The sequence below is a fragment of the Cupriavidus taiwanensis LMG 19424 genome (assembly GCF_000069785.1).
GTDB lineage: Bacteria > Pseudomonadota > Gammaproteobacteria > Burkholderiales > Burkholderiaceae > Cupriavidus > Cupriavidus taiwanensis.
Map to the genome: position 1 here is coordinate 312,572 of NC_010529.1, position 21,459 is coordinate 334,030.

The following is a 21,459-nucleotide window of genomic DNA, read 5'->3' on the forward strand; positions in this document are numbered from 1 at the left end:
TTTGTTGACATTGTAGATGTCCGCCCACTTGGCGGCATCGTTCGAACTTGCCATAGCGCGCAGCAAACTAATGTGTCGTTGTGACCTAGTCGTGTTTGCTGACGGCGTTTGACGAGCCATCCCGGGGAGTTTAAATCCATGCCGCATTTCTATGCTAACGATTTCGATTTGGTGTACGAGGTAGTGCAGACACTAGTTTCGTCGCGGGATGCTGAGCAGACGTTGGACAGATCCTTACGGCATCTTTCGTCTGCGCTAGGATGGCGCTCCGCCTTCATAGCCGTCGCGGAGCCGGGTGGATATCTAGCTGGTTTTTGTTCCACGGGACTTTCGGAGGGCTGGCGCGAGCGCGTACGCTTTCTTCCCGATGAGGGAGTCGTGGGCCGCATTCATTCAAGTGATTCGCCTATCATTGTCCCTGAGATTCACGACGAACATTTTCTCGCGGACCGCTTCGGAACTGCTAATGAATTGGACGGTGATCATATCGCTCTCCTGGGAACTCCTATCCGGCATGAGGGCCGTCCGCTCGGGGTGCTGGTCGCATTTTGTGAGAATCGAGACGGAACGCGCGCCTTTGCTAACGATCTTCAACTTATGAAAGTTGTTGCAGCGCCGATGGGGCAAGCGCTGCTGCTTAATCGCGAGGCGATGAACAAGGGCGGTTACAGGGAACAGGTATGTAGACGTCCACAGAAGGAGCATCATCCTTTGCGCAATATAGAGAACGCGGTAGGCCATTCCCCATCGATGCAGAGGGTGTTTGCGCAAGTCCATCAAGTCGCCCCGGCGAGGGCGACAGTACTCTTGCGCGGTGAAAGCGGAACGGGAAAGGAATTGATCGCACGCGCAATCTATAGCTTGTCTCGGCGTAATGATCAGCCATTCGTTTCGGTGAACTGCGCGGCGCTTTCAGAGACTCTCCTGGAGAGCGAACTGTTTGGCCATGAGAAGGGAGCGTTCACGGGGGCGCAATCGCAACGGAAAGGTAGATTCGAACTAGCGCACGGCGGCACACTATTTCTCGATGAAATTGGCGATATCTCACCGTCCTTCCAAGCGAAGCTGTTGCGGGTTCTGCAAGAAAGGGAGTTTGAGCGCGTAGGAGGGGCCACGCCTGTAAGGGTTGATGTGAGGCTAATCGTTGCGACAAATCGCAACCTCGAACGGATGGTCAAAGAGGGTGAATTCCGAGCAGATTTGTATTATCGCATTAATGTGGTAAGCATTCGTCTGCCACCCCTACGTGAGCGCCGCGAGGACATCCCGGCTTTGGCGCAATACTTTTTAGATCGATTCAACCGTGACAACGGCAGGTCGCTGCGCTTCACAGAAGGAGCATTGAGCGTGCTTTCGGGTTGCTACTGGGCCGGTAACGTACGTGAGTTGGAGAACTGCGTTGAGAGGACCGCGACGATGGCACTCCACGATTCCATTGATCGGCTCTCATTCCTGTGTGAGATGGATAAGTGTCTAACCCAAGGATTGCATGACATCGAGCGCGAAGACGCCGTACGTCCGGGCCGATCGGCAAACGCTGCAGCGAGCGAGGAGATCACTCCTACAGTCTCCGTAGATGCAGGTCACGAGAGCGCCAGATTTGCCCTGCCCAGCAGGAACGATAGACCTCAAGGCGAGAGAGAGCGACTCATTTGGGCCATGGAGCGCTGTGGCTGGGTGCAGGCAAAAGCGGCGCGGCTCTTGGGTATTACGCCACGGCAGATTGGCTACGCGCTGCGTAAGAACGGGATCGAGCTTCGCCGTTTCTGATGGCAGAATATCGCTGCCTGCGGTGGTCTAATGTCCTTGGACAGGTCGATAGGAGGATAATCCGTAATCGACGAGTGAAAAGATAGATGACAAGAAGGCGCCGACAATTTGACGCCAGCTTCAAGCTGGAAGTAGTACGGATGGTACGAGACCAAGGCCTATCGGTGAACGAAGTTTGCCGGTCGATGGAGCTTGGTGAGTCGGCCGTTCGGTGCTGGATCGCGCAGTATGATGCGGAGTGCGCTGGTGGACCTGGGGTGGGAAAGCCGCTGACGGCAGAACAGCAGCGCATCCGGCAATTGGAGGCGGAGAATCGGCAACTGCGCGAGGACAATGCTCTGCTAAAAAAAGCGTCGGCCTTCTTTGCACGGGAACTAAAGTGAGCTACCGCCTGGTAGCCCATTTGCAACAGGAGGCCGTATCGGTCAGTGATGCCTGCCGGGTATTGCAGGTGAGCCGCTCCGGCTACTATGCGCACCGCCGCGCCAAGCCGAGCACGAAGGCTCTGCAGGAGCAGACCCACGTCAAAGCGGCGTTCGCTGCCAGCGGCGCGAGCTACGGCAGCCGGCGTGTCATGCATGCGCTGAGGGCACAAGGGCTGCGCCTTGGCCGGTACCGGATTCGTACGCTGATGCGCGAGGCAGAGCTGCGCACGAACTGGAAGCGTAAGTTCGTGTCGACGACCAACAGCAAGCACGCTCTGCCAGTGGCCGAGAACGTGCTGGATCGTCAATTTGACGTGGCTGAGCCGAAGCGGGCCTGGGTGTCGGACATCACCTATGTCCGCACGGCCCAGGGCTGGCTGTATTTGGCTGTCGTGCTGGACTTGTACTCGCGCAAGGTCGTGGGCTGGGCGATGGCGCCGACCATGCCGACGGACCTGGTCATGTCGGCGCTGACCATGGCGCTGCAGCAGCGTCGGCCAGGACCAGGACTGGTGCTGCACTCGGACAGAGGCAGTCAGTACGCGAGCGCAGAGTATCAGGCTTTGCTGAGACGGCATCAGATCGTTTGCAGCATGAGTCGAAAAGGCAATTGTTGGGATAACGCGGTGATGGAGCGGTTCTTCCTGAACCTGAAGATGGAGCGCGTGTGGCGGGGCCTGTCAGTTTTTTTGTGTGCAGGGCAGGTAAAGGCTCACCGTCGATGGAACGGTGAGCCAGCAATATCTTAACGATAAGGGTGGGTGAAGCGTTCCTCGTAGAGGATCGCAAACTGGTTCATGGCAGCCTTCCAGTCATGGGTTGAACTGCCCCACTTCACCGTGATGTTTCGCAGCGCCAGCCACAGCAGCTTGGTCGCCGCCTCGTCGCTGGGGAAGTGACCGCGCGTCTTGATGATCTTGCGCAGCTGCGCGTTGATGCTCTCGATCGCGTTGGTAACCGGCATGATAGGAACCGGTGCCCTTCCTCTCCTCACCGTGTAACTTGGTGTATGGTTCGACCATCCGGGACAGGGGCACCGGGGAGCACTTCGGGTGGGCAGGCCGTTCATATACGTTGAGCTGCGAGCTCGTGTTAGTAGTTGGCCGCCCCTGCGACCCGCCCGGTTGCGCTGCGAGCGCGAATCCGTAGTTGTCGTGCTGTCCCACCGGCTCCCATTTGCGATGTTTCCCATGGGAGACGCCAATGCGAGTGATAGGACTGGATGTATCGCGATCGGTGGCCGAGATCGCCTATTTGGAGAATGGCCGGCTACGCGCCGGCGGGCGCGTCGGACTGCGACGCGACGAGCTGGAACACTTTGCTGCCAAGCTAAAGCCCGACGACCACGTGGTACTCGAGGCGACCGGCAACACGATCGCCATCGCGAACGTGCTGACAGGTCATGTCGGCAAAGTGATTGTCGCCAACCCGTTGCAAGTCCGCCTGATCGCAGAAGCGCGCGTCAAGACGGATAAGATCGATGCCGCGATCCTTGCGCAACTCTATGCGAGTGGCTTCCTGCCCGAGGTGTGGATTCCAGACGAGGCCACGCAAGCGATGCGACGGCAGGTGTCGCGCCGCGCCCAGATCGTGCGGCAGCGGACGCGGCTCAAGAATGAGATTCACGCTGTCCTTGCCGCACATCTCATCGCACGGTGTCCTGCGACAGACCTGTTTGGCAAGAAAGGGCGGGCCTGGCTGAGCCTTCAGCCGCTACCCATGGACGAGCGCATCGGGATTGACCAGCGGTTGCATGAGCTCGACAGGCTGGCAGAGAATCTGCAGCAGGTTGAGCGCGTCCTGGCCCAATCCGCTATTCAGGACGACAGGCTGCGCAAGCTGCTGACCATCACCGGCATCAACACCACCGTTGCGATCGGGTTGATCTCGGCCATTGGCGATATCGCTCGCTTTCGTTCGCCGCAGAAACTGGTCAGCTACTTTGGCCTCAATCCTTCGGTCTACCAATCCGGCTTGCAGCCAGCAAAGCACGGACACATCAGCAAGCGCGGACGTTCCTATGCGCGTGCCATGCTGGTCGACGCTGCCTGGGCCGCAGCCCAAACGGCCGGCCCCGTCCGAGCCTTCTTCCTTCGTATCCGGGATCGTCGCGGTCAGCAGATCGCGGCTGTTGCCACGGCACGCAAGGTGGCGATCATCGTGTGGCACGTCCTCACGCGTAACGAAGCCTTCGCCTGGGATCGCCCGGCGCTGACTGCGCGCAAGACCCGTGAGCTGGAACTGCAGGCAGGCATGCCTGCGCGTCGCGGTAGCCGCAAGGGGTCTGCCGCCGCCTACAATCTGAAGTCCGTCCGGGATCTGGAGCGTGCGGCAGGCGAACAAGCTGAGCACGCTTACCAACGGCTGTTCTCGCGCTGGAAGCAAGCGCGACCGCAGGCAAGTGCGGTACGCGCTCCGTGGCCACCAATACGGACGCCATAAACGAGCGAAAGCACACCACGCGCTTGTCAACTTCATCCGTCGTGTAAATGATCTTGCGGATCGCCGGCGGGAACGTAAAGAACGGGATCACCTGATCCCAGGCGCGACGCCAGGATGCGCCGATCGGTGCATACCGCCGACCCCATTCCCCGTTCTCGAAGGCCGCCAACTCGGCCAGCGCGGCCTCGACGGTGGGGGCCGTGTACACGGGCTTGAGCGCCGCCGCCACGGCGCGGCGCTCCTTCCAGTTGGCGTACTCCAGGCTGTTGCGGATCAGATGCACGATGCAGGTCTGCAGGGTGGTGTTCGGGAACACCGCGGCCAGGGCCTGTTCCATGCCCTTAAGGCCATCGGTCACCGCGATCAGGATGTCTTGGGTACCCCGGGTCTTCAGGTCGTTGAACACCTTCATCCAGAACTTGGCGCCTTCGGTGCTCTCGATCCACAGGCCCAGGATGTCGCGCGTGCCGTCGGGCAGCACGCCCAAGGCCAGGTAGACGGCCTTGTTGCGCACCACGCCGTCCTCGCGCATCTTGACGCGCAGCGCGTCGAAGAACACCACCGGGTACATCACCTCCAGCGGACGGGCCTGCCAGGCGGTCACCTCGTCCATGACCGCATCGGTCACCGAACTGATGAATTCGGGCGAGACCTCGGTGCCGTACTGTTCGGCCAGAAACGCCTGGATCTCGCGCAAGGTCATGCCGCGCGCATACATGGCGATGATCTTGTCGTCGAACCCGGTGAAGCGCCGCTCGTGCTTGGAATCAGGATCGGATCAAAGCTGCCGTCGCGATCGCGAGGGATGTCTAACCGCAGCGGCCCGTCGTCGGTCAGAACCGTCTTATTACTTGACCACTACAGCCTGGGTGCTTCCCTACACCTATGACAAAAGTTTGTGACAACTCAACGCATTGGTCTACCCTCGAGGAACTTCAAAGTGTCGGGATCGATTCCAACTCTGCGACAGGAGCGGCCATCCACGACAGTCGCGGGAGCGGGCGTGTAGGGCTGCATAACGGTAAATGCATGGCTGCGACGATGGTACGCAACTTGCTGATCTTCGCGAACCGCAGAGCGTATGGAGCCGTTATGTCGCGAAAGGCGAGGGCTGCCGATCTTTTTGACCAACCGAATTGTGCGAAGAACCGGGCCAAGAGCGAGGAAGAGCGAAAGCTGGGCTGCTCAAGGCAGCTTTCACCGGGCGCGGCCGCTGGGGGCTGCGCTTTCGATGGGGCAAAAATTGCACTTCAGCCTGTAGCTGACGTGGCGCACCTCGTGCATGGACCAATCGCATGCGAAGGCAACTCTTGGGACAACCGCCAGGCGGCCTCATCAGGGCCGACGCTCTATCGCACTGGCTTCACGACTGACATCAATGAGTTCGACGTGATCTACGGGGGTGAACGACGTCTATTCCGTAGCGTCCGCGAGATCATTGAAAAGTACAATCCACCTGCGGTCTTTGTTTATCAAACGTGTGTTACTGCGTTAATCGGCGATGACATAGATGCAGTGTGCAAGCAGGCTTCAGTAGAATTCAGTAAGCCAGTTATACCGGTGCACGCGCCTGGGTTCGCTGGATCAAAGAACCTCGGCAATAAGCTTGGCGGCGAGGCGCTTTTGAATTATGTGATAGGTACCCGTGAGCCGGCATATACAACGCCCACAGACATCAACGTAATCGGCGAGTACAACCTGTCAGGCGAGTTATGGCAGGTAAAGCCGCTCTTGGACGAACTTGGCATCCGTCTTTTGTCGTGTATAACTGGCGATGGCCGGTACAGCGATATTGCGAGCGCGCATCGGGCCAGAGCAAACATGGTGGTCTGTTCGAAGTCCATGGTCCATGTGGCAACTAAGATGCAAGAGCGTTATGGGATTCCATACCTTGAGTGCTCATTCTACGGAATTGGCGACACAAGCAACGCTCTCCGCCAGATCGCGAGTCTGTTGGTGCAGCGAGGGGCATCTGGAAAGCTGTTAGACAGTACAGAGCGCCTGATTCAAGCTCAGGAGGAGCGGGCATGGGAGCGGATTGCCACGTACCGTGCGCGTCTTGAAGGTAAACGGGCGCTGCTAATCACAGGTGGCGTGAAATCATGGTCAGTTGTGGCTGCGTTACAGGAGGCCGGCTTAGAAATCATTGGCACAAGCGTGAAGAAGAGTACCAAGGAAGACAAAGAAAGAATCAAAGGGATCCTCGGACAGGACGCGCTCATGTTCGATAACATGACGGCGCGCGAGATGTACAAGCTATTGCACGATGCAAAGGCCGACATCATGCTGTCTGGTGGGCGCTCACAGTTTATCGCATTGAAGGCGCTTATGCCTTGGCTTGACGTAAATCAAGAACGTCATCATCCGTATGCCGGGTATGAAGGGATCGTGGAGTTGATCCGAGAGATAGAGCGTACTATTTACAACCCGGTGTGGCAACAGGTGCGAATCCCAGCGCCGTGAAATAACGGAGGTGAAGTCGACTGGTCAAAAGATTCGCGGCACAGCTAATGTACTCGGAATACTAAGCCGCCACAGAATCCAGGAAGTACATCTCTACGCGTGGCGGCGGTCTAGGAAAGTGAGGAGACCATTATGGCTATCGTGATCCAATCTGAAAAAGCCTGCACGGTAAACCCGTTGAAGACTAGCCAGCCGCTCGGCGCTAGCTTTGCGGCTATGGGGCTTGAGGCCTGTATGCCCGTATTGCACGGCTCACAAGGTTGCACGTCGTTTGCCTTGGTTTTGCTGACGCGACATTTCAAGGAAGCAATCCCGCTGCAGACTACCGCAATGGATGAAATCTCTGCGGTTTTGGGCGGATACGATAATGTCGAGACGGCATTGCTTAACATCCGAAAGCGCGAGGCGCCGAGAATCATTGTGGTCTGTTCAACAGGTCTCACCGAGACCAATGGCGAGGATCTCGATGGTCATCTAAGAGCTATACGCAAAGGTAATCCAGAACTTTTCAATACAGAAATTGTGTATGTCTCGACGCCAGATTATGTTGGCGCTTTCGAGGACGGCTACAGCAAAGCTGTGGTGGAGATTGTCATGGAGCTGGTAGAGCCGCTGCCTGCTATTTATCGACAAATTAGCGTGTTGCCGGGAAGCCATTTATCGCCGCGCGACGTTGAAGAACTACGCGTGATAGTCCAGTCATTTGGCCTAGACCCAATAATCCTCCCTGACATTTCCGGTTCGCTCGATGGCCACTTTGATTCAGAATGGCGTGGCGTAACGCGGGGCGGAACCACGCTCGAACAAATCCGCGCTGCTGGGGCATCTTCTTTCACAATTGGCATTGGAGAGCAGACTCGTGCTGGTGCGCGAGCGTTACAGGAAATATGTGGCACGCCATTTGAAATCTTCGAACGTCTCACGGGTCTAGAACCTAACGATCGATTATTGCGGCTTCTCGCGCAGTTGTCAGGGCGAGCCATTCCAGAGAAGTATCGTCGGCAGCGTGAACAACTTCTGGATGCAATGCTGGACAGTCACTTCTATACGGGGGGTATAAAGGTTGCGATTGGTGCAGATCCGGACATGCTCCTTTCGGTTGGGTCACTGCTGCACGAGCTAGGGGCAGAACTATCAGTCTGCGTCAGCACGACCCCATCTCCAGCGCATGCGCTTTTGCCCGCAAGCGAAGTAGTGCTGGGCGACTTGGAAGACATGGAACGTGCGGCTGGCAATTGCGACGTGCTAATCACTCACTCGCATGGCCGCCAAATGGCTGCGCGACTCGGTAAGCCGCTGATGCGCGTAGGCTTCCCCGTATTCGACCGCGTCGGAAATGCACATCGATGTCAGATAGGATATCGAGGCACGATGGACCTGATTTTCGAGATTGCAAATCTGATGCTCGAGCGAATCCAGTTCCGCGCACCGAAGGATTAGCCCCTATCCACGATCAATACCCATCGCGCTCCGGAAACACCGGTGATCTGATCTCAAGGTTTCCTCCAGCCACTATGTGATCCTACAAGGAGACGGCACATGAAAATCGCCTTCGCTACGCAAGATAAGGAGCATGTTGACGCCCACTTTGGGTGGGCGAAACATATACTCGTCTATGACGTGACAGCCGCCGCGCACAGGTTCATCCAGGCTTTCGATTTCAGCGACACGCCACAGAAGCACGACAACGAAGAGAAACTGGGTCAAAGGCTTGAAGCAATCCATGACTGCGCGATATTGTACGTCGCCGCGATTGGAGGTGCCGGAGCCGCGCGGGTTGTTGCGCTGAAGATCCACCCTATCAAGGTGGCAAAGGCGGAGCCTATTGAAACGATCCTTAGAAAGCTGCAGGAGGTGTTGAAGGGGACGCCGCCTCCGTGGTTAAGGAAGGTGATCAAGAAGGATTCGGGCACGGCATACGATTTGGGCGCGGACGACGGGTTAGCGAATAATCGCGCCTACCTCAAAGAGAAGGACTATCCTCCGCCACAAATAACTGTTGGTGCTGAAACTGACAGCGAAGACAGGATAGATGACCCTGAGGCAACAAAAGCTCGTTTGAAAAGATTGAACACGCTTGCGGTGCAAGCCAAGATGGATCTACACGATTTATCCGAAGAGTTGCCGGCCAGTTGGGAGAAAATTTTAGTGGTTGCCAGACGCTGCCACGAAATCCACGCCGCGTTGATGGAGGCGCGGAAAACCGCCGGCTTGGCTTATAAGTGAATATCGCGAGAATGCAAACGTGAATGACAACTTTACTGTAGTGCTACCAAGTGGCGCGATCTGGACACCGAGCTTCGTAAATTCTATCGATCATCATAATTGTATCGGCTGTGGCCGATGTTTTCGTGTGTGTTCGCGCGGTGTCCTTCAATTGGTTGGAGTGAGCGAGGATGGCAGCCATATTTCCCTTGAGGGGGAGAACGAGAATGAGGAGGAGCTTGAGAAGAAGGTTATGACAATCTTGCATCGCGAGTATTGCATAGGTTGCACCGCTTGCGCGAAGATTTGTCCAAAAAAATGTTATACGCACGCGCCTGCTTAGGCCTTTGTTATGACGAAGATGAATTTTCACAGTACCCTAATGCGTCACGCGGTAGATGACGACGACTGCACGGTGCTGACGCTAGCTGGCGCCATTTCGTCGACGTTAGAGGAAGGAAATGTACATGGCCTCCCCATAATAGGACTTGACGCCAATGAAACTAGGTGGCTGCTTGCACACTGGTTTCCAGGTGCCGAGTATGCCTTATCTTTGGAGCTAAATAGGGAGGCAAACGCGCCAGACCCGATGTACTATGACGAAGTCGAAGAACTCGTAGCCTTGCTTGAGGCACACGCAGATCCGAGTGCCGGTACACCCATCGAGGTGCGCTGTGTTTCTCATGCATTGGCTTGCGGGTGTTTGAAAGACAAACATCTCTGGCAAAACTTACGCCTTCCATCCCGGGCCGCGCTGTTAGAGGTTCTGAGGTACTGGTTTCCCATGCTTGCCGAAAAGAACGTCCATGGAATGAAGTGGAAAAAGTTCCTCTACAAACAGCTATGTGAGCGTGATGCGCTATACGTGTGCAGGGCTCCGAGTTGCAGTGTTTGCCCCAGTTTCGGAGACTGTTTTGGGCCTGAATGACGAAAAAATAATCGCTTTTTACAAGTAGAGAACTGTCAGGGCCGGAACATATAAAAAGGATAAGGAGACTCATATCAGTTGGCGTTATCTCAATGGTGAACGAGCGAGAAAGGAATCAACGATATCTAAACCGATGCTGTTGTCGGGGTCCAGGCAGCGAAGTTTGTTCATCAGTTGGAGCGCCATGGCATGCTCGCCAAGCCGTATACTAAATAACGTCTGGGCTTTTAGGGTAAAGAGCCAGAAGCGAGCAGGGCCTGAAATAGTGAAGTCAGCGTCGCCAGGCCATACTGCCCGCCAATCAATGTTGATAGACGCCTGGCGCGCAGCAGCTACCAGGGCTTTGCCTGCGACTTCCCGCGCTTTTCGAAGCTTGCCGCAGCTTGCTTGTAACTTATACAGCATATAGTACGGTGGTAAGCAGGTGGGGAAGGAAAGAACTGTCGTCCATAAAATTACTTCCGCATCGTCATTTCCCCCTTCCGGAATTGTATTAATCAACTGCATGCCCGGGGGAGTGGCAGTGCTGCCAAAAAATTCGGCTAATTCGATATCGGTAATGAGGTTCATTCTTCTCTCCTGCAAGGTGGGGCGCCGGATGGTGTCTTTGCTTCCAGGCTGATGCGATGACCGCCGGAATGGTGAGTTGGGCGCACGTGCATCATAAAGAAGCAGTCCATACAGAAGGCCACTTGGATTAACGTCTCAGACGGTATGCAGGATTCAGCTTAGGGAAGAAGTTCTGAGATTATTTGTAAATGTGGCGCAGCAGTATGGTCAATACTGCTCATTTCATTGCGCTGTGGACTCAGCCGAACTTGAACTGGATGCCATGTCCGCCTCGCGGGTATTCCCATTCGACGTTACTGTGGTCGGTGCAGAGAATGCGGCAACTGCCGCATTCGAGGCAGCCGTCGGTAATGAGCGTAACGGCACCGTTGGTCTCAATGCGATAGCAAGAGGCTGGGCAGATGTAGGTGCAGCTTTTGTCGGCACAGTTATTGGCGCATACCTCCGCGTTCTTGACATGGATATGTGGCCTACCTACATCCACGCGATAGCGGTTTTGATATAGCTTTTCTTCGATGTTGACTATTACTTTTCTCATCGAAATGCCCTCCAGAGTTTGTACGCGTCGCCAAGAAGGCCGGGCAGAGTCCGGCTCTTTCGAAACTTTCCGATGATTTCATGTTTTTTCGTCGTCTTATCGATGCCGTCCACGGTAATCATCGTACGTGCTGCGAATGCGAGCAGGTCAGGATACGTCGTAAAGAACTGGGGGTTCTGTCGGAGGATCTCTGGCATGTGGCGATATTTGTGTAAATCTTTTATCACGAAGCTCCTATCGAGCGCGCTCTTGTACGCAGAAAGTACCTCGGCGCGGTAGCCACGACCCATGGCCTTTGCTCGAATTGCCGTTTCAGCAGCAAGGCGGCCTGTCGTCATTGCTAGGTTAGACCCCTCTCGATGCGCGGAATTGACGAAGCCTCCGGAATCGCCCACTATCATCCATCCATTGCCATATACTTTTGGAATCGTATTGAAGCCACCTTCTGGAATCAGATGTGCACAGTACTCCTTCATTTCGCCTCCATCAATTAGCGGCGCTATCGAGGGGTGGTGCTTCATCTTTTCGAGCAACTCATAAGGGCTCATGCGGTGTACGGAATTCTTGAAGTCACTTAACATGCAACCAACGCCGATGGTCAGGGATTCTCTATTTGTATAAAGAAAGCCCGTGCCCGTCATGCCATTGGTGATGCGGCCGACCATTTCAATAGCGACGCCTTCGTCCCCTGAAACGTTAAAGCGCTGGCGAATGGTTTCCTCGGGAAGAAAGAGAATCTCTTTGACAGCGAGCGCAACGTTATGCGCTTCAATTTCGCTGTGAAATTTTGCCTTTCGGGCGAGAGTTGAGTTGACGCCATCTGCGAGAATCACAATGTCTGCATACACGTCACCCTCCTCCCGGTCGCAGTGAACGCCGACAACTTGATCTCCATCCATAATCAGTTGATTCACCGTCGTCTCGCAGATGAGAAATCCGCCGGCCTCTCGGACCTTTGATGAGAACCATTTATCGAATTGAGCGCGGATAATGGTGTAACGGTTGTACGGTGGTTTGTTGTAGTCGTCGCTTCGTACGTGCGTGCCTACGAACGACGTATCGTCGAGCATCCACATGCGTTGCTCAATGATGTGCCGCTCGAGCGGTGCGTCGTCGCGAAATTCTGGGATAATTTGTTCGAGGGCATTCGCATAGAGAATCGCTCCCTGAACGTTCTTACTGCCCGGATACTCACCGCGCTCAACTTGGAGAACCTTTAGACCGGCCTTGGCCATCAAGTAGGCAGCGGCGTTTCCGGAAGGGCCTGCGCCAACGACAATTACGTCAAAACGCAAAGGTTCTGTCATTTGACTACCCTCATATGTCTGGACTTATGCTGCGCCAAGTGATCCTCGCAAGCTTGAGTCAATGCAGGCAGTAGTTGCATGGCATCTCCTACGATACCGTAATGCGCGTAGTCGAAGATTGGTGCGTTTTCATCAGTGTTGATGGCCACGATCACGTCAGAACTTTCCATCCCGACGCGATGCTGGATGGCACCGGAAATTCCTGCGGCGATGTAAAGTTTTGGTCGAACGGTTTTACCCGTTTGCCCTACTTGGCGCTCGGCTTCGACCCAGCCAGCTTGCACGCAGGGGCGAGTCGCACCCACTTCGCCGCCGAGGACACGCGCCAGATTGAAGACCAGCTTGAAGTTTTCAGGGTTCTTAAGGCCCTTTCCCCCACTTACAATCACATCCGCATAAGGAAGGTTAATCTTATTGCTTTTTGAATCGGCAATAAAATTGAGCAACTTCGTCACGATGTCGGACTCGATCATACCTAGTTGCTCATGAATAATCTCTCCGCAACGGCCGGTCTGAACTGGCGGCATCGCCATTACGCGCGGACGGACCGTCGCCATCTGAGGTCGGCATGCAAGTGTCATGATCGTACAAAGAAGTGAGCCACCGAAGGTTGGACGAGTGGCCGCAAGAGCGCGCGAGGTAGAGTCTATGCTCAAGCTAGTGCAATCGGCCGTCAGCCCCGTCGAAAGAGTCGTTGCCACAGAGCCGGCAAGATCTCGACCCATAGTGGTCGCCCCGAGAAGCAGGATCTCCGGACGATATTTGCTAACTAGATCGGTCAATCCTTTCGTGAATGGTTCATTCCGATACCCCAGCAACACGGGATCGTGGATCACATACGCCTTATTTGCACCGAAACCAAATGCTTCAGTTGCAAACTGCTCAAGGGGCTCTTCAGGGCCGCCGAGCGCGACAATTGCTACCTCACTGCCCAGCTTGTCTGCGAGCTTATATGCCTCTCCTAGGAGCTCCCACGACACGCTATGAACCTGACCCTGATCGTGTTCAAGGAACACCCATACACCCTTGTAAGTTTTCAGGTGCTCAGGCAACTCAAGGTGGCGGTTGCTGCCCCTTCTAACGGTGGTGTTCGGCATATTGTGTGAACTAACGGGGGAATTCATGAGAACCTCTTCATTAACAGGTCTGCCTCCAATGTTGGATGACGGGCCAGGATCTTTTGAACAAGTTTGTGGGAGACTTCGCGGAGGTTCGCGGCACCCACTTCCAGAATTTCGGCTTTCTCGTCCTTTTGCGCTGGGCCGAAGACTTTGCTGACTACGGTGGGCGAGCCTTTGAGCCCAATCCTATTCAAGTCAGTGATGCCGGCTTGTTCTCGATTCCATTTGCGTATCGGAACCGCCGCCGCGTGTATCATCGCGGGGAGTGTTGCAAAACGTAATTCGTTCGTGTTCTCAAGCATCGTTATGAGACAAGGCAGCGTGGTCTGAAGCACTTGCACGCCTCCTTCCGCACGACGCTCGACGACGATTGAACGCTTATTTAAATCCGTTTCAACGATCCTTGATACATAGGTAAGCAGTTGGAAGCCGAGCCGTGTCGCAATACCAGGTCCGACTTGCGCAGTGTCGCCATCGATGGTCTGCTTACCGGTAAAGACCATATCCACTGTTTGTTGAGTCGTGATCTTTTGGATGGCAGCGGCAAGCGCGTAGGACGTCGCAAGCGTATCAGCTCCGGCGAAAGCGCGGTCGGTAATGAGTATGGCATCGTCAGCGCCGAAGCTGATGCACTTGCGTAGCGCGTCCTCGGCCTGGGGCGGCCCCATGCATAGCGCCGTGAGTCGTCCGCCGAAGCGGTCCTTCAGCCGTAACGCCTCCTCTAGTGAGAAGAGGTCGTATGGGTTGATGATAGCTGGAACGCCTTGGCGCATTATTGTATTGGTCACCGGATGCACCCGAATCTGCGCTGAATCGGGGACTTGCTTGATACAGACAACAATATGCATGGTTCCTTCTCCGCGTCAGACGGTGTCGCGCTTTCCCACCGAAGCGCGAAGGTTGTCAAGGCTAACGTACCTTCGTGCTTCTGCCTCCCCAAAACACCTGAAAACCTTCTGTTCCGCTGGCGTTGACGACACGAAATCGTTGTAGGCTTTGAGCAACAAGCTGCGATAAAACTCGAACAGCGCGGTGCCGTTGTCCAAGGGAGGCTCTTCTTGTTGCTCGATGTACTGGAGGAACCTTTTTAGGATATGTAGACGGCTAACGTTCAAAACTGTTTCGTCGAATGCGATGTCAAAATGCCGAAAAAAGTCCTCAGTCGAAGAGAGGTGTTGCTGCTGATGGAGGTGTCCTTGCATATCTTTGAAGTAGGTTAAAAATAGGGTGTGTGACGTAGATGCGGGCCGCGCTATTTCGACGGGCCGACGTTTATTGTTAGCTAACGCTACATGGACAACCTATGGTCGCTAAGAATAGGAATCATTGGCTTTGCTTGATATCTCCGGCGCCTGCTCGCGTTGTCGCGATAACAACATTTTTGTAACTACTCGGTCCTGGAAAACGGCCTCAGAGTTACCCGAATCTTTGTAATCTGGGTGCGGATGCGTCTTAGCAGGCAATGCATCGTGCTTGTCGCATCGTCTCAGCCGGGAATCGAAATGGGATACGCGGGAGTGTGTATCCCAACGCCTAACTCGATGGGAGCACATATGCGTTCTTATTTTTTTCGACGGCACTGCCCAGTGAGACGAATCTTGGGCAAGAGAAGAGATCTGGACGAACGTATTACTATCGACACCTGTATCCTGCTCAATCAAATGCCGTGAACCCGTCACGACTTCCTTGAGCGCTGCCTTGCCCTTCGGGTGAACCATGCCATTTACCGCTGGGCTCACATGTGGGGCGCTGGAGTTGAGCGCAGCTAGTGTATGTGCGGTAGCGAGACCGACATCATGTTGCAAATAGATTTCTACATCGTGCAGCCTTGCAATGAGGTCGTAGGCCGAAAACTGGAGAATTGCACCAACTTTGTTGGAGAATTGGATCCACTGTTCACCATACATCCTCGGGCGCAGCGCGACTTCCACAAGGAATGAAGGGTGCGGACGCGCAAGGTTTGCCATACGAATAGAGCTTCCTGTGTGGCATTCCTCTATCTTCCGGATAAGGTACGCGATCAGAGATAATGCCAAAATTCGCGACAGCCGCAGATGGTTAAAATAGCGATCGGAAACGGAGATGGACAAGTATACAAACTCAGCTTTGCAGCACAGGGCAGCGATTTGCTTGGTGTCTGTCGAGCAGCCGGAAATTGTTGTTGCCGGCTTGAGGTTTATGTCCCCAGTAGCATCGATAAGCGTTATCTCCTCATCACCCATTGCAAATATTGCTGTAAGCAGCTCCGGAATTTCTCCATGCGCGAGTATGCCGGCAATCGCACAATTTTCTTCTATCCGATAAAGGCTCATTGCGGGCCGTTTTAGGCCGGACAATGTTCTCTCGATAATAATCGGTTTAAGCATCGCGGTAGTTGCCTTTGCGCTTCATTGGTCCTACACGGTCGAGCAAGCGTTGTGCCAGCCGAGTTCAATAAGCTGGAGCGCTATCTTCAAGAGCGGCAGCGGCGACGCTGTCAGTAAACGTTGGGGGCTTCGCACATTTTTCGTGTCGCGAATGTCTCTGTCCGGACAAGCTGCTGGGTGCCGAGAAGAGGGAGCCGTATTAGGCCAATTTAGCTACCCTGTTTTCGCAGTGAGCTTCGAGCTGGCTTCAACCCACACGCAAGACGAATGCGCTGCTGTCGAACTTATAGAACGCCGGCAGATGCTGCGCCCTCATACCGGTCGAGATGCTCCTTGCGCGATGGCACGGATTTCGCTTTTTGGCGGATGTACAACTACTCTCGATGTGAAGGAAAGAGTTATGCGAAATAGGGCGTGCACGCGACCATCGGCTGCCTGTTTTGAAGGCGGGGAGAAAGTTGTGCCCCTAATGCCAACTAGCAGAACATCGGCCCTACGGGGCGAGGGTACTCCGTCTGTTGGAGCCAGCGTGTTGAAGTGCGAGTCGCCTGGAGAGGCCGAGGGGATGCGGCCGGGGGTGTGGGATAAGATAAAAGATCATCCGTGCTACTCAGAGGAAGCGCATCACCATTACGCGCGCATGCATGTAGCGGTTGCGCCCGCCTGCAACATTCAGTGCAACTACTGTAACCGCAAGTACGACTGTTCAAACGAGTCGCGACCTGGCGTTACGTCGAGAAAGCTGACGCCAGAGCAGGCAGTGAAGAAGGTGATGGTTGTCGCGAGTCGCATACCGCAACTGACGGTGGTGGGTGTTGCTGGGCCCGGTGATTCGCTCGCGAGCCCAGGAACCACGTTTGAGACGTTCCGTTTGCTTAAGGAGCGAGTTCCCGATGTCAAACTATGTCTCTCAACCAATGGCCTCGCGTTGCCTGACTTTGTGGATGACATCTGCCGATACAACATTGATCATGTGACAATAACCATCAACATGATCGATCCGGTTGTCGGGGCAAGAATTTACCCGTGGATTTTTTGGAACCGTCGCCGGTTGACAGGGACGGACGCCGCGTGCGTGTTGCATGAGCGGCAGATGCAAGGGCTCGAGATGCTAACAGAACGAGGCGTACTGACGAAAATTAATTCGGTGTTGATTCCGGGTATTAACGATAAACATTTGATTGAGGTAAATCGTGCTGTGAAACAGCGAGGTGCGTTCCTTCACAACATTATGCCGCTAATCTCCGACCCGTCGCACGGTACGTACTTCGGCCTGCACGGACCACGAGGACCTACCTCCCGTGAATTGAGGACAGTACAGGAAGCTTGTTCGGGCGGTCTGAAATTGATGCGGCATTGCCGGCAGTGCCGAGCGGACGCGGTAGGACTCTTGGATGAGGATCGCGGTGCCGAGTTTTCACTGGAGAGTATCGAGCAGATGGATATCGGCTATGACCGAAACATCCGCCAAGAGTACCAGTTCCGCACGGAGACTGAGCTCATGGCGCAACGTGAGGCAAAGCGGGAAGTGCCAGCCTTAACCAAGGTCAGGAAAGCGACAGGAGCACTGAAGGTCAATATCGCCGTTGCAACGAAAGGCCGGGGTCGCGTGAATGGGCACTTTGGGAATATCTCTGAGCTAAAAATCTTCGAAGTTAGCGCCTCTGGCGCGCACTTTGTGGGTTACCGCCGGGTTGAATTGTATTGCCAAGGGGGGTACGGTGACGATGAACGACTAGTACGTATCATACGCGCGATCAACGATTGTCATGCCATTTTTGTGGCGAAAATTGGTATCTGTCCGCGTAAGGAACTCGCCGATGCGGGCATCGAGTCGGTGGAGCAGTACGCGGGGGAAATTGTTGAGGTCGCAGCACGATCTTGGTTCAATGATTACTCAAGCCGTGTGGCTGGTGGCGGATCGCTGCGTAAACATTGCGACGAGACGCATGATCAGGCAAAGGATGTCTAAAAGGCTCCAACGACCGTTTGATGTGCAAAGGCCATGCAAGCGCGGAGGAGTAGTACCGTACTTTAAATTGTAAGGAGCGTATCTATGGCCTTGAAGATTATTGCCTCAGCCTGCACCGGCTGCTCGGCGTGCGAGGCGCAGTGCCCAAATGCTGCCATTAGTGAGAAAGGTGACGTGTTGGCAATTGATCCTAAGAAGTGCACTATGTGCGAGGGACTCGATTTTCCGCAGTGTCTGTCGGTGTGCCCCGTGGACGATTGCATAGTAACGGCTTAGCCTGGCCATAGCGCTCTTCTTGAAGGCGTGTTTATCGATCTGGTTCATTTCATGGCTCAAGCCTTACCGGTAGCGAAACTATGAATTGCCGGAAAATATGGAACTAGGATCCGTCGGCGTTACATCGTCGGTGGGGTGCGAACATGCTTCTATAGTGGAGGGCAAGTTTGTGGATGCTAATTTAGAGACTGATCTCGGGGAAAGGCGATGTCGAGGCCAAAGCAGCTCTTATGTAACTCCGAGAGGGGTGACACCGTTGAAATAGCCTTTGAACCTAGGTTTGAGGTTGGCGAGCGCGTAATCGCACGGTCGATGGTTCGCAATGATGGTACGTTTTTTGGGAAAAGCATTGGCGAAGTTATCGTGAATAAAGGAGATATTGGCTACGTCACTAGAATCGACACCTTTCTGCAACGATTCTACATCTATGCTGTTCACTTCGTCGCGGATGATCGTCGCGTTGGCATGCGCGCAAGAGAACTCTGCACTCTGGACTACTTAAATGAAGGCGTATGCGCGCCTATACGTGACCACATCGCGGGTCCACCGTCCATCACAGACGGGGGAATTTTTGACGGGGCCGTTCTAAATTCCAAGGGGGGAGTCGATCGCTAAAAGGTGCCGGCGTGCTGTTGTATGGAATCCAGACGAACCGGCGGTATTTTGCCGGCTAAGAGAAACTGCCTGTTGTCGCTGTTGTCGCGCAAGAGATCGATTCCCCGGCGAGATGTGGCGGAACCAGACCAAACGGGTAAGCTGTCCTTACAGGTCCTTTTGTACGTAATGAGTCGATTATGCTTGTCGGGGCAATGACAAAATGTGTGTGGTTTGTCTGGAGAATTTTTCAATACGCGAAGGTCAATGCATGGCGGTGAACCTGACAAATCCTTTGTAACGGAGTGTTTGCCATACACTGTGTTTCCAGTTTCTCCGTTTTTGGAGGCCAAAAATGAAAATTATGATTCGAAAGGATATTACAGGTACACTTAAGGCATATCTGCCAAGAAAGGACCTTGAAGAGCCGATAGTTTCCATGACGAAGGATCAAATGTGGGGCGGCCTCGTTAAGCTTGGGAATGGTTGGCAGTTTCAGTTACCAGAGATGGCGCCAGATACTAGGCTTCCAGTGACTGTCGAAGCTAGAAGAGTTGATTCTGGAGGCAAATGACATGGCGCTCACTGGCGATCAGATCAATATTATAACGGAATTGATTCGCAAGGAATCATCACTTCCCGAAGTTGCGGCTAAGTGGCAAAGCTGCTATCCGGATGTTCGTGCAATCCGGGTGAGCGATCTCGAAATGCGGTACGAAAGACCGGTTATAGAATTGGCTGGGCGGCGCGTCTATTTTGGTGCATCCACGGGCGTCTGCATTTCTATAACATCGGAGCCAAGCCACGCGAATATGCTGATCCTCACGGAAAATTGGGCATCCAATGAAGATGGATAACATTACCATAATATTTGAATGGGGGATTTCATAACTGAATGGATTTCATCTTTACTAAGTGAGGAAATGGCCTCTCATAGACGACCATAATGGTTTAAAAGTTGGCTAAACAACGGCTAAGTCGACCTCGGGGTCTCTTCTCTAGGACCTCTCGAATGTACGACGACTCTCCGTACGTGGTTACGATGGATTTCCAAAAAAAGCATAAGGTATTCTACATTACCGCTGGGCACGGCGTTTGCCGTTCAGTTTTACGAAATTGTCCGATGGCTAGCGTGAAGCTGCCAAACACGTCTCTGTTTCACACAGGCTGTGCCAGCCTTAATGATTCAAGTTAATAGGTCAGTGGGGGCGACGCGAGGGCGTGTTAGTTGCCAAGCGACGTATTTCGACACAGTGCGATCGGTTTGTCAGTATCGCGACGCGGACCATGGTTCATAGTTAGGGCTACAACAAGTTCCGGAAAGCCGCGATTTCGCGGGTTTTCTGGAGTTCTTAGCGACATGGCACGAAAGCTGCGCTAACGCGGTCGCGCGGACACGAGCTGGCCGATGCGTGCTTTTGAAAGAAGAAGACCATAGGGAAACACCGCAGACTGAGGACATGATCGTGGCCTTGCAAACCATGGTTTTCTAGCTACACCTTCAATTCAAAATGGAGTATCACAATGTCTAACCTTCGGCAAATTGCCTTTTATGGTAAAGGTGGCATCGGCAAGTCGACTACCTCGCAGAACACGCTAGCGGCGCTGAGCGACCTCGGGCAGAAGATTCTCATCGTTGGGTGTGATCCAAAGGCGGACTCCACACGGCTTATTTTGCATGCTAAAGCACAGGATACAATCCTCTCGCTTGCGGCTGAAGCGGGATCCGTCGAGGATCTTGAACTGGATGACGTAATGAAGATTGGTTACAAGGACATCCGATGTGTCGAGTCGGGGGGGCCTGAACCGGGGGTTGGCTGCGCAGGCAGAGGTGTTATAACGTCAATCAATTTCCTGGAAGAGAACGGCGCGTATGACGGTGTTGATTACGTTTCCTATGATGTGCTCGGCGATGTCGTCTGTGGCGGTTTCGCGATGCCAATACGTGAAAACAAGGCCCAAGAGATCTACATTGTTATGTCTGGCGAGATGATGGCGATGTACGCCGCAAACAACATTTCTAAAGGAATTTTGAAGTACGCAAATAGCGGCGGCGTGCGCTTGGGTGGGTTGATCTGTAACGAGCGAAAGACGGACAAGGAACTTGAGCTAGCAGAATCGCTGGCGGAGATGCTAGGCACGAAGTTGATACACTTCGTGCCTCGCGACAACGTAGTCCAGCATGCAGAACTGCGTCGAATGACCGTCATTGAGTATGCGCCAGACTGCGCTCAGGCAGGGGAGTATCGTGCGCTTGCCGAGAAGATCCATAACAATGGCGGAAATGGTGTTATTCCGACGCCAATCACGATGGACCAGTTGGAGGATCTCTTGATGGCGAAGGGGATTCTGGTGCAGATCGACGAGTCAAAAGTTGGGAAGACTGCGTCAGAACTTACTGCCTAGTCAGGCTTGAACGACAGCCGCCGTGCACGCACGGCGGCTATTTGCGACGAGCATGTTGATTACCTATGGACTACGC

20 protein-coding genes and 3 pseudogenes are annotated in these 21,459 nt (G+C 54.2%); 14 read left to right on the forward strand and 9 right to left on the reverse strand.

From position 1 onward, the window contains the following. Positions 1-138: 138 nt before the first annotated feature. Both nifA and RALTA_RS27900 read left to right on the forward strand, forming a co-directional pair. Positions 139-1,770: a nif-specific transcriptional activator NifA gene (gene nifA, locus RALTA_RS29650; RefSeq protein WP_012354669.1), complete on the forward strand. Its 1,632-nt coding sequence runs from the start codon at positions 139-141 to the stop codon at positions 1,768-1,770. 86 nt (positions 1,771-1,856) lie between these two features. Next, positions 1,857-2,869, forward strand: a pseudogene (locus RALTA_RS27900) (IS3 family transposase); the annotation flags it as partial. A 71-nt stretch (positions 2,870-2,940) separates the two neighbouring features. On the opposite strand, the pseudogene RALTA_RS27905 reads toward RALTA_RS27900, so the two are convergent. Continuing rightward, a pseudogene (locus RALTA_RS27905) lies at positions 2,941-3,162 on the reverse strand (transposase); the annotation flags it as partial. Positions 3,163-3,398: 236 nt separating this feature from the next. Here RALTA_RS27905 and RALTA_RS29660 point away from each other — a divergent pair. Beyond that, positions 3,399-4,637: an IS110 family RNA-guided transposase gene (locus RALTA_RS29660; protein ID WP_012354672.1), complete on the forward strand. Its 1,239-nt coding sequence runs from the start codon at positions 3,399-3,401 to the stop codon at positions 4,635-4,637. A 25-nt stretch (positions 4,638-4,662) separates the two neighbouring features. Here RALTA_RS29660 and RALTA_RS27915 read toward each other — a convergent pair. Beyond that, positions 4,663-5,489: pseudogene (locus RALTA_RS27915) on the reverse strand (IS256 family transposase); the annotation flags it as partial. A 240-nt stretch (positions 5,490-5,729) separates the two neighbouring features. Here RALTA_RS27915 and nifE point away from each other — a divergent pair. From nifE to RALTA_RS29675, 5 genes are all read left to right on the forward strand, one after another. Further along, positions 5,730-7,100 carry a nitrogenase iron-molybdenum cofactor biosynthesis protein NifE gene (gene nifE, locus RALTA_RS27920; RefSeq protein ID WP_012354673.1) on the forward strand — a complete coding sequence of 457 codons (1,371 nt, stop codon included), beginning with the start codon at positions 5,730-5,732 and terminating at the stop codon, positions 7,098-7,100. Between the two features lie 132 nt (positions 7,101-7,232). Further along, the gene (nifN, locus tag RALTA_RS29665) at positions 7,233-8,540 is read left to right on the forward strand and encodes a nitrogenase iron-molybdenum cofactor biosynthesis protein NifN (protein ID WP_012354674.1); all 1,308 of its coding nucleotides are present in this window, start codon (positions 7,233-7,235) and stop codon (positions 8,538-8,540) included. A 99-nt stretch (positions 8,541-8,639) separates the two neighbouring features. Then, positions 8,640-9,326: a nitrogen fixation protein NifX gene (nifX, locus tag RALTA_RS31125; RefSeq protein ID WP_012354675.1), complete on the forward strand. Its 687-nt coding sequence runs from the start codon at positions 8,640-8,642 to the stop codon at positions 9,324-9,326. Positions 9,327-9,345: 19 nt separating this feature from the next. Continuing rightward, positions 9,346-9,648 carry a ferredoxin III, nif-specific gene (fdxB, locus tag RALTA_RS29670; RefSeq protein ID WP_012354676.1) on the forward strand — a complete coding sequence of 101 codons (303 nt, stop codon included), beginning with the start codon at positions 9,346-9,348 and terminating at the stop codon, positions 9,646-9,648. Between the two features lie 18 nt (positions 9,649-9,666). Next, entirely contained in the window at positions 9,667-10,233 is a 567-nt protein-coding gene (locus RALTA_RS29675) for a nitrogen fixation protein NifQ (protein WP_081479563.1), read from the forward strand. Between the two features lie 84 nt (positions 10,234-10,317). On the opposite strand, the gene RALTA_RS29680 is transcribed toward RALTA_RS29675, so the two are convergent. The 7 genes from RALTA_RS29680 to RALTA_RS29695 form a co-directional block, all read right to left on the reverse strand. Next, the gene (locus RALTA_RS29680) at positions 10,318-10,803 is read right to left on the reverse strand and encodes a hypothetical protein (RefSeq protein WP_012354678.1); all 486 of its coding nucleotides are present in this window, start codon (positions 10,801-10,803) and stop codon (positions 10,318-10,320) included. A gap of 238 nt (positions 10,804-11,041) precedes the next feature. Next, positions 11,042-11,341, reverse strand: a complete 300-nt coding sequence (locus tag RALTA_RS29685; protein ID WP_012354679.1) for a ferredoxin family protein — start codon at positions 11,339-11,341, stop codon at positions 11,042-11,044. Continuing rightward, the gene (locus RALTA_RS27930) at positions 11,338-12,648 is read right to left on the reverse strand and encodes an FAD-dependent monooxygenase (RefSeq protein WP_012354680.1); all 1,311 of its coding nucleotides are present in this window, start codon (positions 12,646-12,648) and stop codon (positions 11,338-11,340) included. The genes RALTA_RS29685 and RALTA_RS27930 overlap by 4 nt, the downstream gene beginning before the upstream one ends. Continuing rightward, positions 12,645-13,772: an electron transfer flavoprotein subunit alpha/FixB family protein gene (locus tag RALTA_RS29690; protein ID WP_012354681.1), complete on the reverse strand. Its 1,128-nt coding sequence runs from the start codon at positions 13,770-13,772 to the stop codon at positions 12,645-12,647. The genes RALTA_RS27930 and RALTA_RS29690 overlap by 4 nt, the downstream gene beginning before the upstream one ends. Next, a complete protein-coding gene (locus RALTA_RS27940) occupies positions 13,769-14,617 on the reverse strand; it encodes an electron transfer flavoprotein subunit beta/FixA family protein (protein WP_012354682.1) in 849 nt (282 codons plus the stop codon). Before RALTA_RS27940 ends, RALTA_RS29690 begins: the two co-directional genes overlap by 4 nt. Positions 14,618-14,632: 15 nt before the next feature. After that, entirely contained in the window at positions 14,633-14,971 is a 339-nt protein-coding gene (locus RALTA_RS27945; protein ID WP_012354683.1) for a nitrogenase-stabilizing/protective protein NifW, read from the reverse strand. A 108-nt stretch (positions 14,972-15,079) separates the two neighbouring features. Continuing rightward, the gene (locus tag RALTA_RS29695) at positions 15,080-16,135 is read right to left on the reverse strand and encodes a beta/alpha barrel domain-containing protein (RefSeq protein ID WP_012354684.1); all 1,056 of its coding nucleotides are present in this window, start codon (positions 16,133-16,135) and stop codon (positions 15,080-15,082) included. A 400-nt stretch (positions 16,136-16,535) separates the two neighbouring features. Here RALTA_RS29695 and nifB point away from each other — a divergent pair, with 400 nt between their 5' ends. From nifB to nifH, 6 genes are all read left to right on the forward strand, one after another. Beyond that, positions 16,536-18,107: a nitrogenase cofactor biosynthesis protein NifB gene (gene nifB, locus RALTA_RS27950; RefSeq protein WP_012354685.1), complete on the forward strand. Its 1,572-nt coding sequence runs from the start codon at positions 16,536-16,538 to the stop codon at positions 18,105-18,107. 84 nt (positions 18,108-18,191) lie between these two features. Further along, a complete protein-coding gene (locus RALTA_RS29700; RefSeq protein ID WP_012354686.1) occupies positions 18,192-18,383 on the forward strand; it encodes a 4Fe-4S binding protein in 192 nt (63 codons plus the stop codon). 207 nt (positions 18,384-18,590) lie between these two features. Next, positions 18,591-18,998, forward strand: a complete 408-nt coding sequence (locus tag RALTA_RS29705) for a nitrogen fixation protein NifZ (RefSeq protein WP_012354687.1) — start codon at positions 18,591-18,593, stop codon at positions 18,996-18,998. 334 nt (positions 18,999-19,332) lie between these two features. After that, positions 19,333-19,551, forward strand: a complete 219-nt coding sequence (nifT, locus tag RALTA_RS29710) for a putative nitrogen fixation protein NifT (RefSeq protein WP_081479548.1) — start codon at positions 19,333-19,335, stop codon at positions 19,549-19,551. A gap of 1 nt (position 19,552) precedes the next feature. Further along, on the forward strand, positions 19,553-19,834 hold the full coding sequence (locus RALTA_RS29715; RefSeq protein ID WP_012354689.1) for a hypothetical protein: 282 nt from the start codon (positions 19,553-19,555) through the stop codon (positions 19,832-19,834). A gap of 667 nt (positions 19,835-20,501) precedes the next feature. After that, complete coding sequence (nifH, locus tag RALTA_RS27955; RefSeq protein ID WP_012354691.1) at positions 20,502-21,383, forward strand: nitrogenase iron protein; 882 nt, start codon at positions 20,502-20,504, stop codon at positions 21,381-21,383. Positions 21,384-21,459 lie beyond the last annotated feature (76 nt).

Excerpts from the sequence above, each read along its gene's own strand:
- nifA (WP_012354669.1), top strand. The coding sequence starts at position 139 with ATGCCGCATTTCTATGCTAACGATTTCGATTTGGTGTACGAGGTAGTG.
- RALTA_RS29660 (WP_012354672.1), top strand. The coding sequence starts at position 3,399 with ATGCGAGTGATAGGACTGGATGTATCGCGATCGGTGGCCGAGATCGCC.
- nifE (WP_012354673.1), top strand. The coding sequence starts at position 5,730 with ATGTCGCGAAAGGCGAGGGCTGCCGATCTTTTTGACCAACCGAATTGT.
- nifN (WP_012354674.1), top strand. The coding sequence starts at position 7,233 with ATGGCTATCGTGATCCAATCTGAAAAAGCCTGCACGGTAAACCCGTTG.
- nifX (WP_012354675.1), top strand. The coding sequence starts at position 8,640 with ATGAAAATCGCCTTCGCTACGCAAGATAAGGAGCATGTTGACGCCCAC.
- RALTA_RS29675 (WP_081479563.1), top strand. The coding sequence starts at position 9,667 with ATGAATTTTCACAGTACCCTAATGCGTCACGCGGTAGATGACGACGAC.
- RALTA_RS29680 (WP_012354678.1), bottom strand. The coding sequence starts at position 10,803 with ATGAACCTCATTACCGATATCGAATTAGCCGAATTTTTTGGCAGCACT.
- RALTA_RS29685 (WP_012354679.1), bottom strand. The coding sequence starts at position 11,341 with ATGAGAAAAGTAATAGTCAACATCGAAGAAAAGCTATATCAAAACCGC.
- RALTA_RS27930 (WP_012354680.1), bottom strand. The coding sequence starts at position 12,648 with ATGACAGAACCTTTGCGTTTTGACGTAATTGTCGTTGGCGCAGGCCCT.
- RALTA_RS29690 (WP_012354681.1), bottom strand. The coding sequence starts at position 13,772 with ATGAATTCCCCCGTTAGTTCACACAATATGCCGAACACCACCGTTAGA.
- RALTA_RS27940 (WP_012354682.1), bottom strand. The coding sequence starts at position 14,617 with ATGCATATTGTTGTCTGTATCAAGCAAGTCCCCGATTCAGCGCAGATT.
- RALTA_RS27945 (WP_012354683.1), bottom strand. The coding sequence starts at position 14,971 with ATGCAAGGACACCTCCATCAGCAGCAACACCTCTCTTCGACTGAGGAC.
- RALTA_RS29695 (WP_012354684.1), bottom strand. The coding sequence starts at position 16,135 with ATGCTTAAACCGATTATTATCGAGAGAACATTGTCCGGCCTAAAACGG.
- nifB (WP_012354685.1), top strand. The coding sequence starts at position 16,536 with ATGCGAAATAGGGCGTGCACGCGACCATCGGCTGCCTGTTTTGAAGGC.
- RALTA_RS29700 (WP_012354686.1), top strand. The coding sequence starts at position 18,192 with ATGGCCTTGAAGATTATTGCCTCAGCCTGCACCGGCTGCTCGGCGTGC.
- RALTA_RS29705 (WP_012354687.1), top strand. The coding sequence starts at position 18,591 with ATGTCGAGGCCAAAGCAGCTCTTATGTAACTCCGAGAGGGGTGACACC.
- nifT (WP_081479548.1), top strand. The coding sequence starts at position 19,333 with ATGAAAATTATGATTCGAAAGGATATTACAGGTACACTTAAGGCATAT.
- RALTA_RS29715 (WP_012354689.1), top strand. The coding sequence starts at position 19,553 with ATGGCGCTCACTGGCGATCAGATCAATATTATAACGGAATTGATTCGC.
- nifH (WP_012354691.1), top strand. The coding sequence starts at position 20,502 with ATGTCTAACCTTCGGCAAATTGCCTTTTATGGTAAAGGTGGCATCGGC.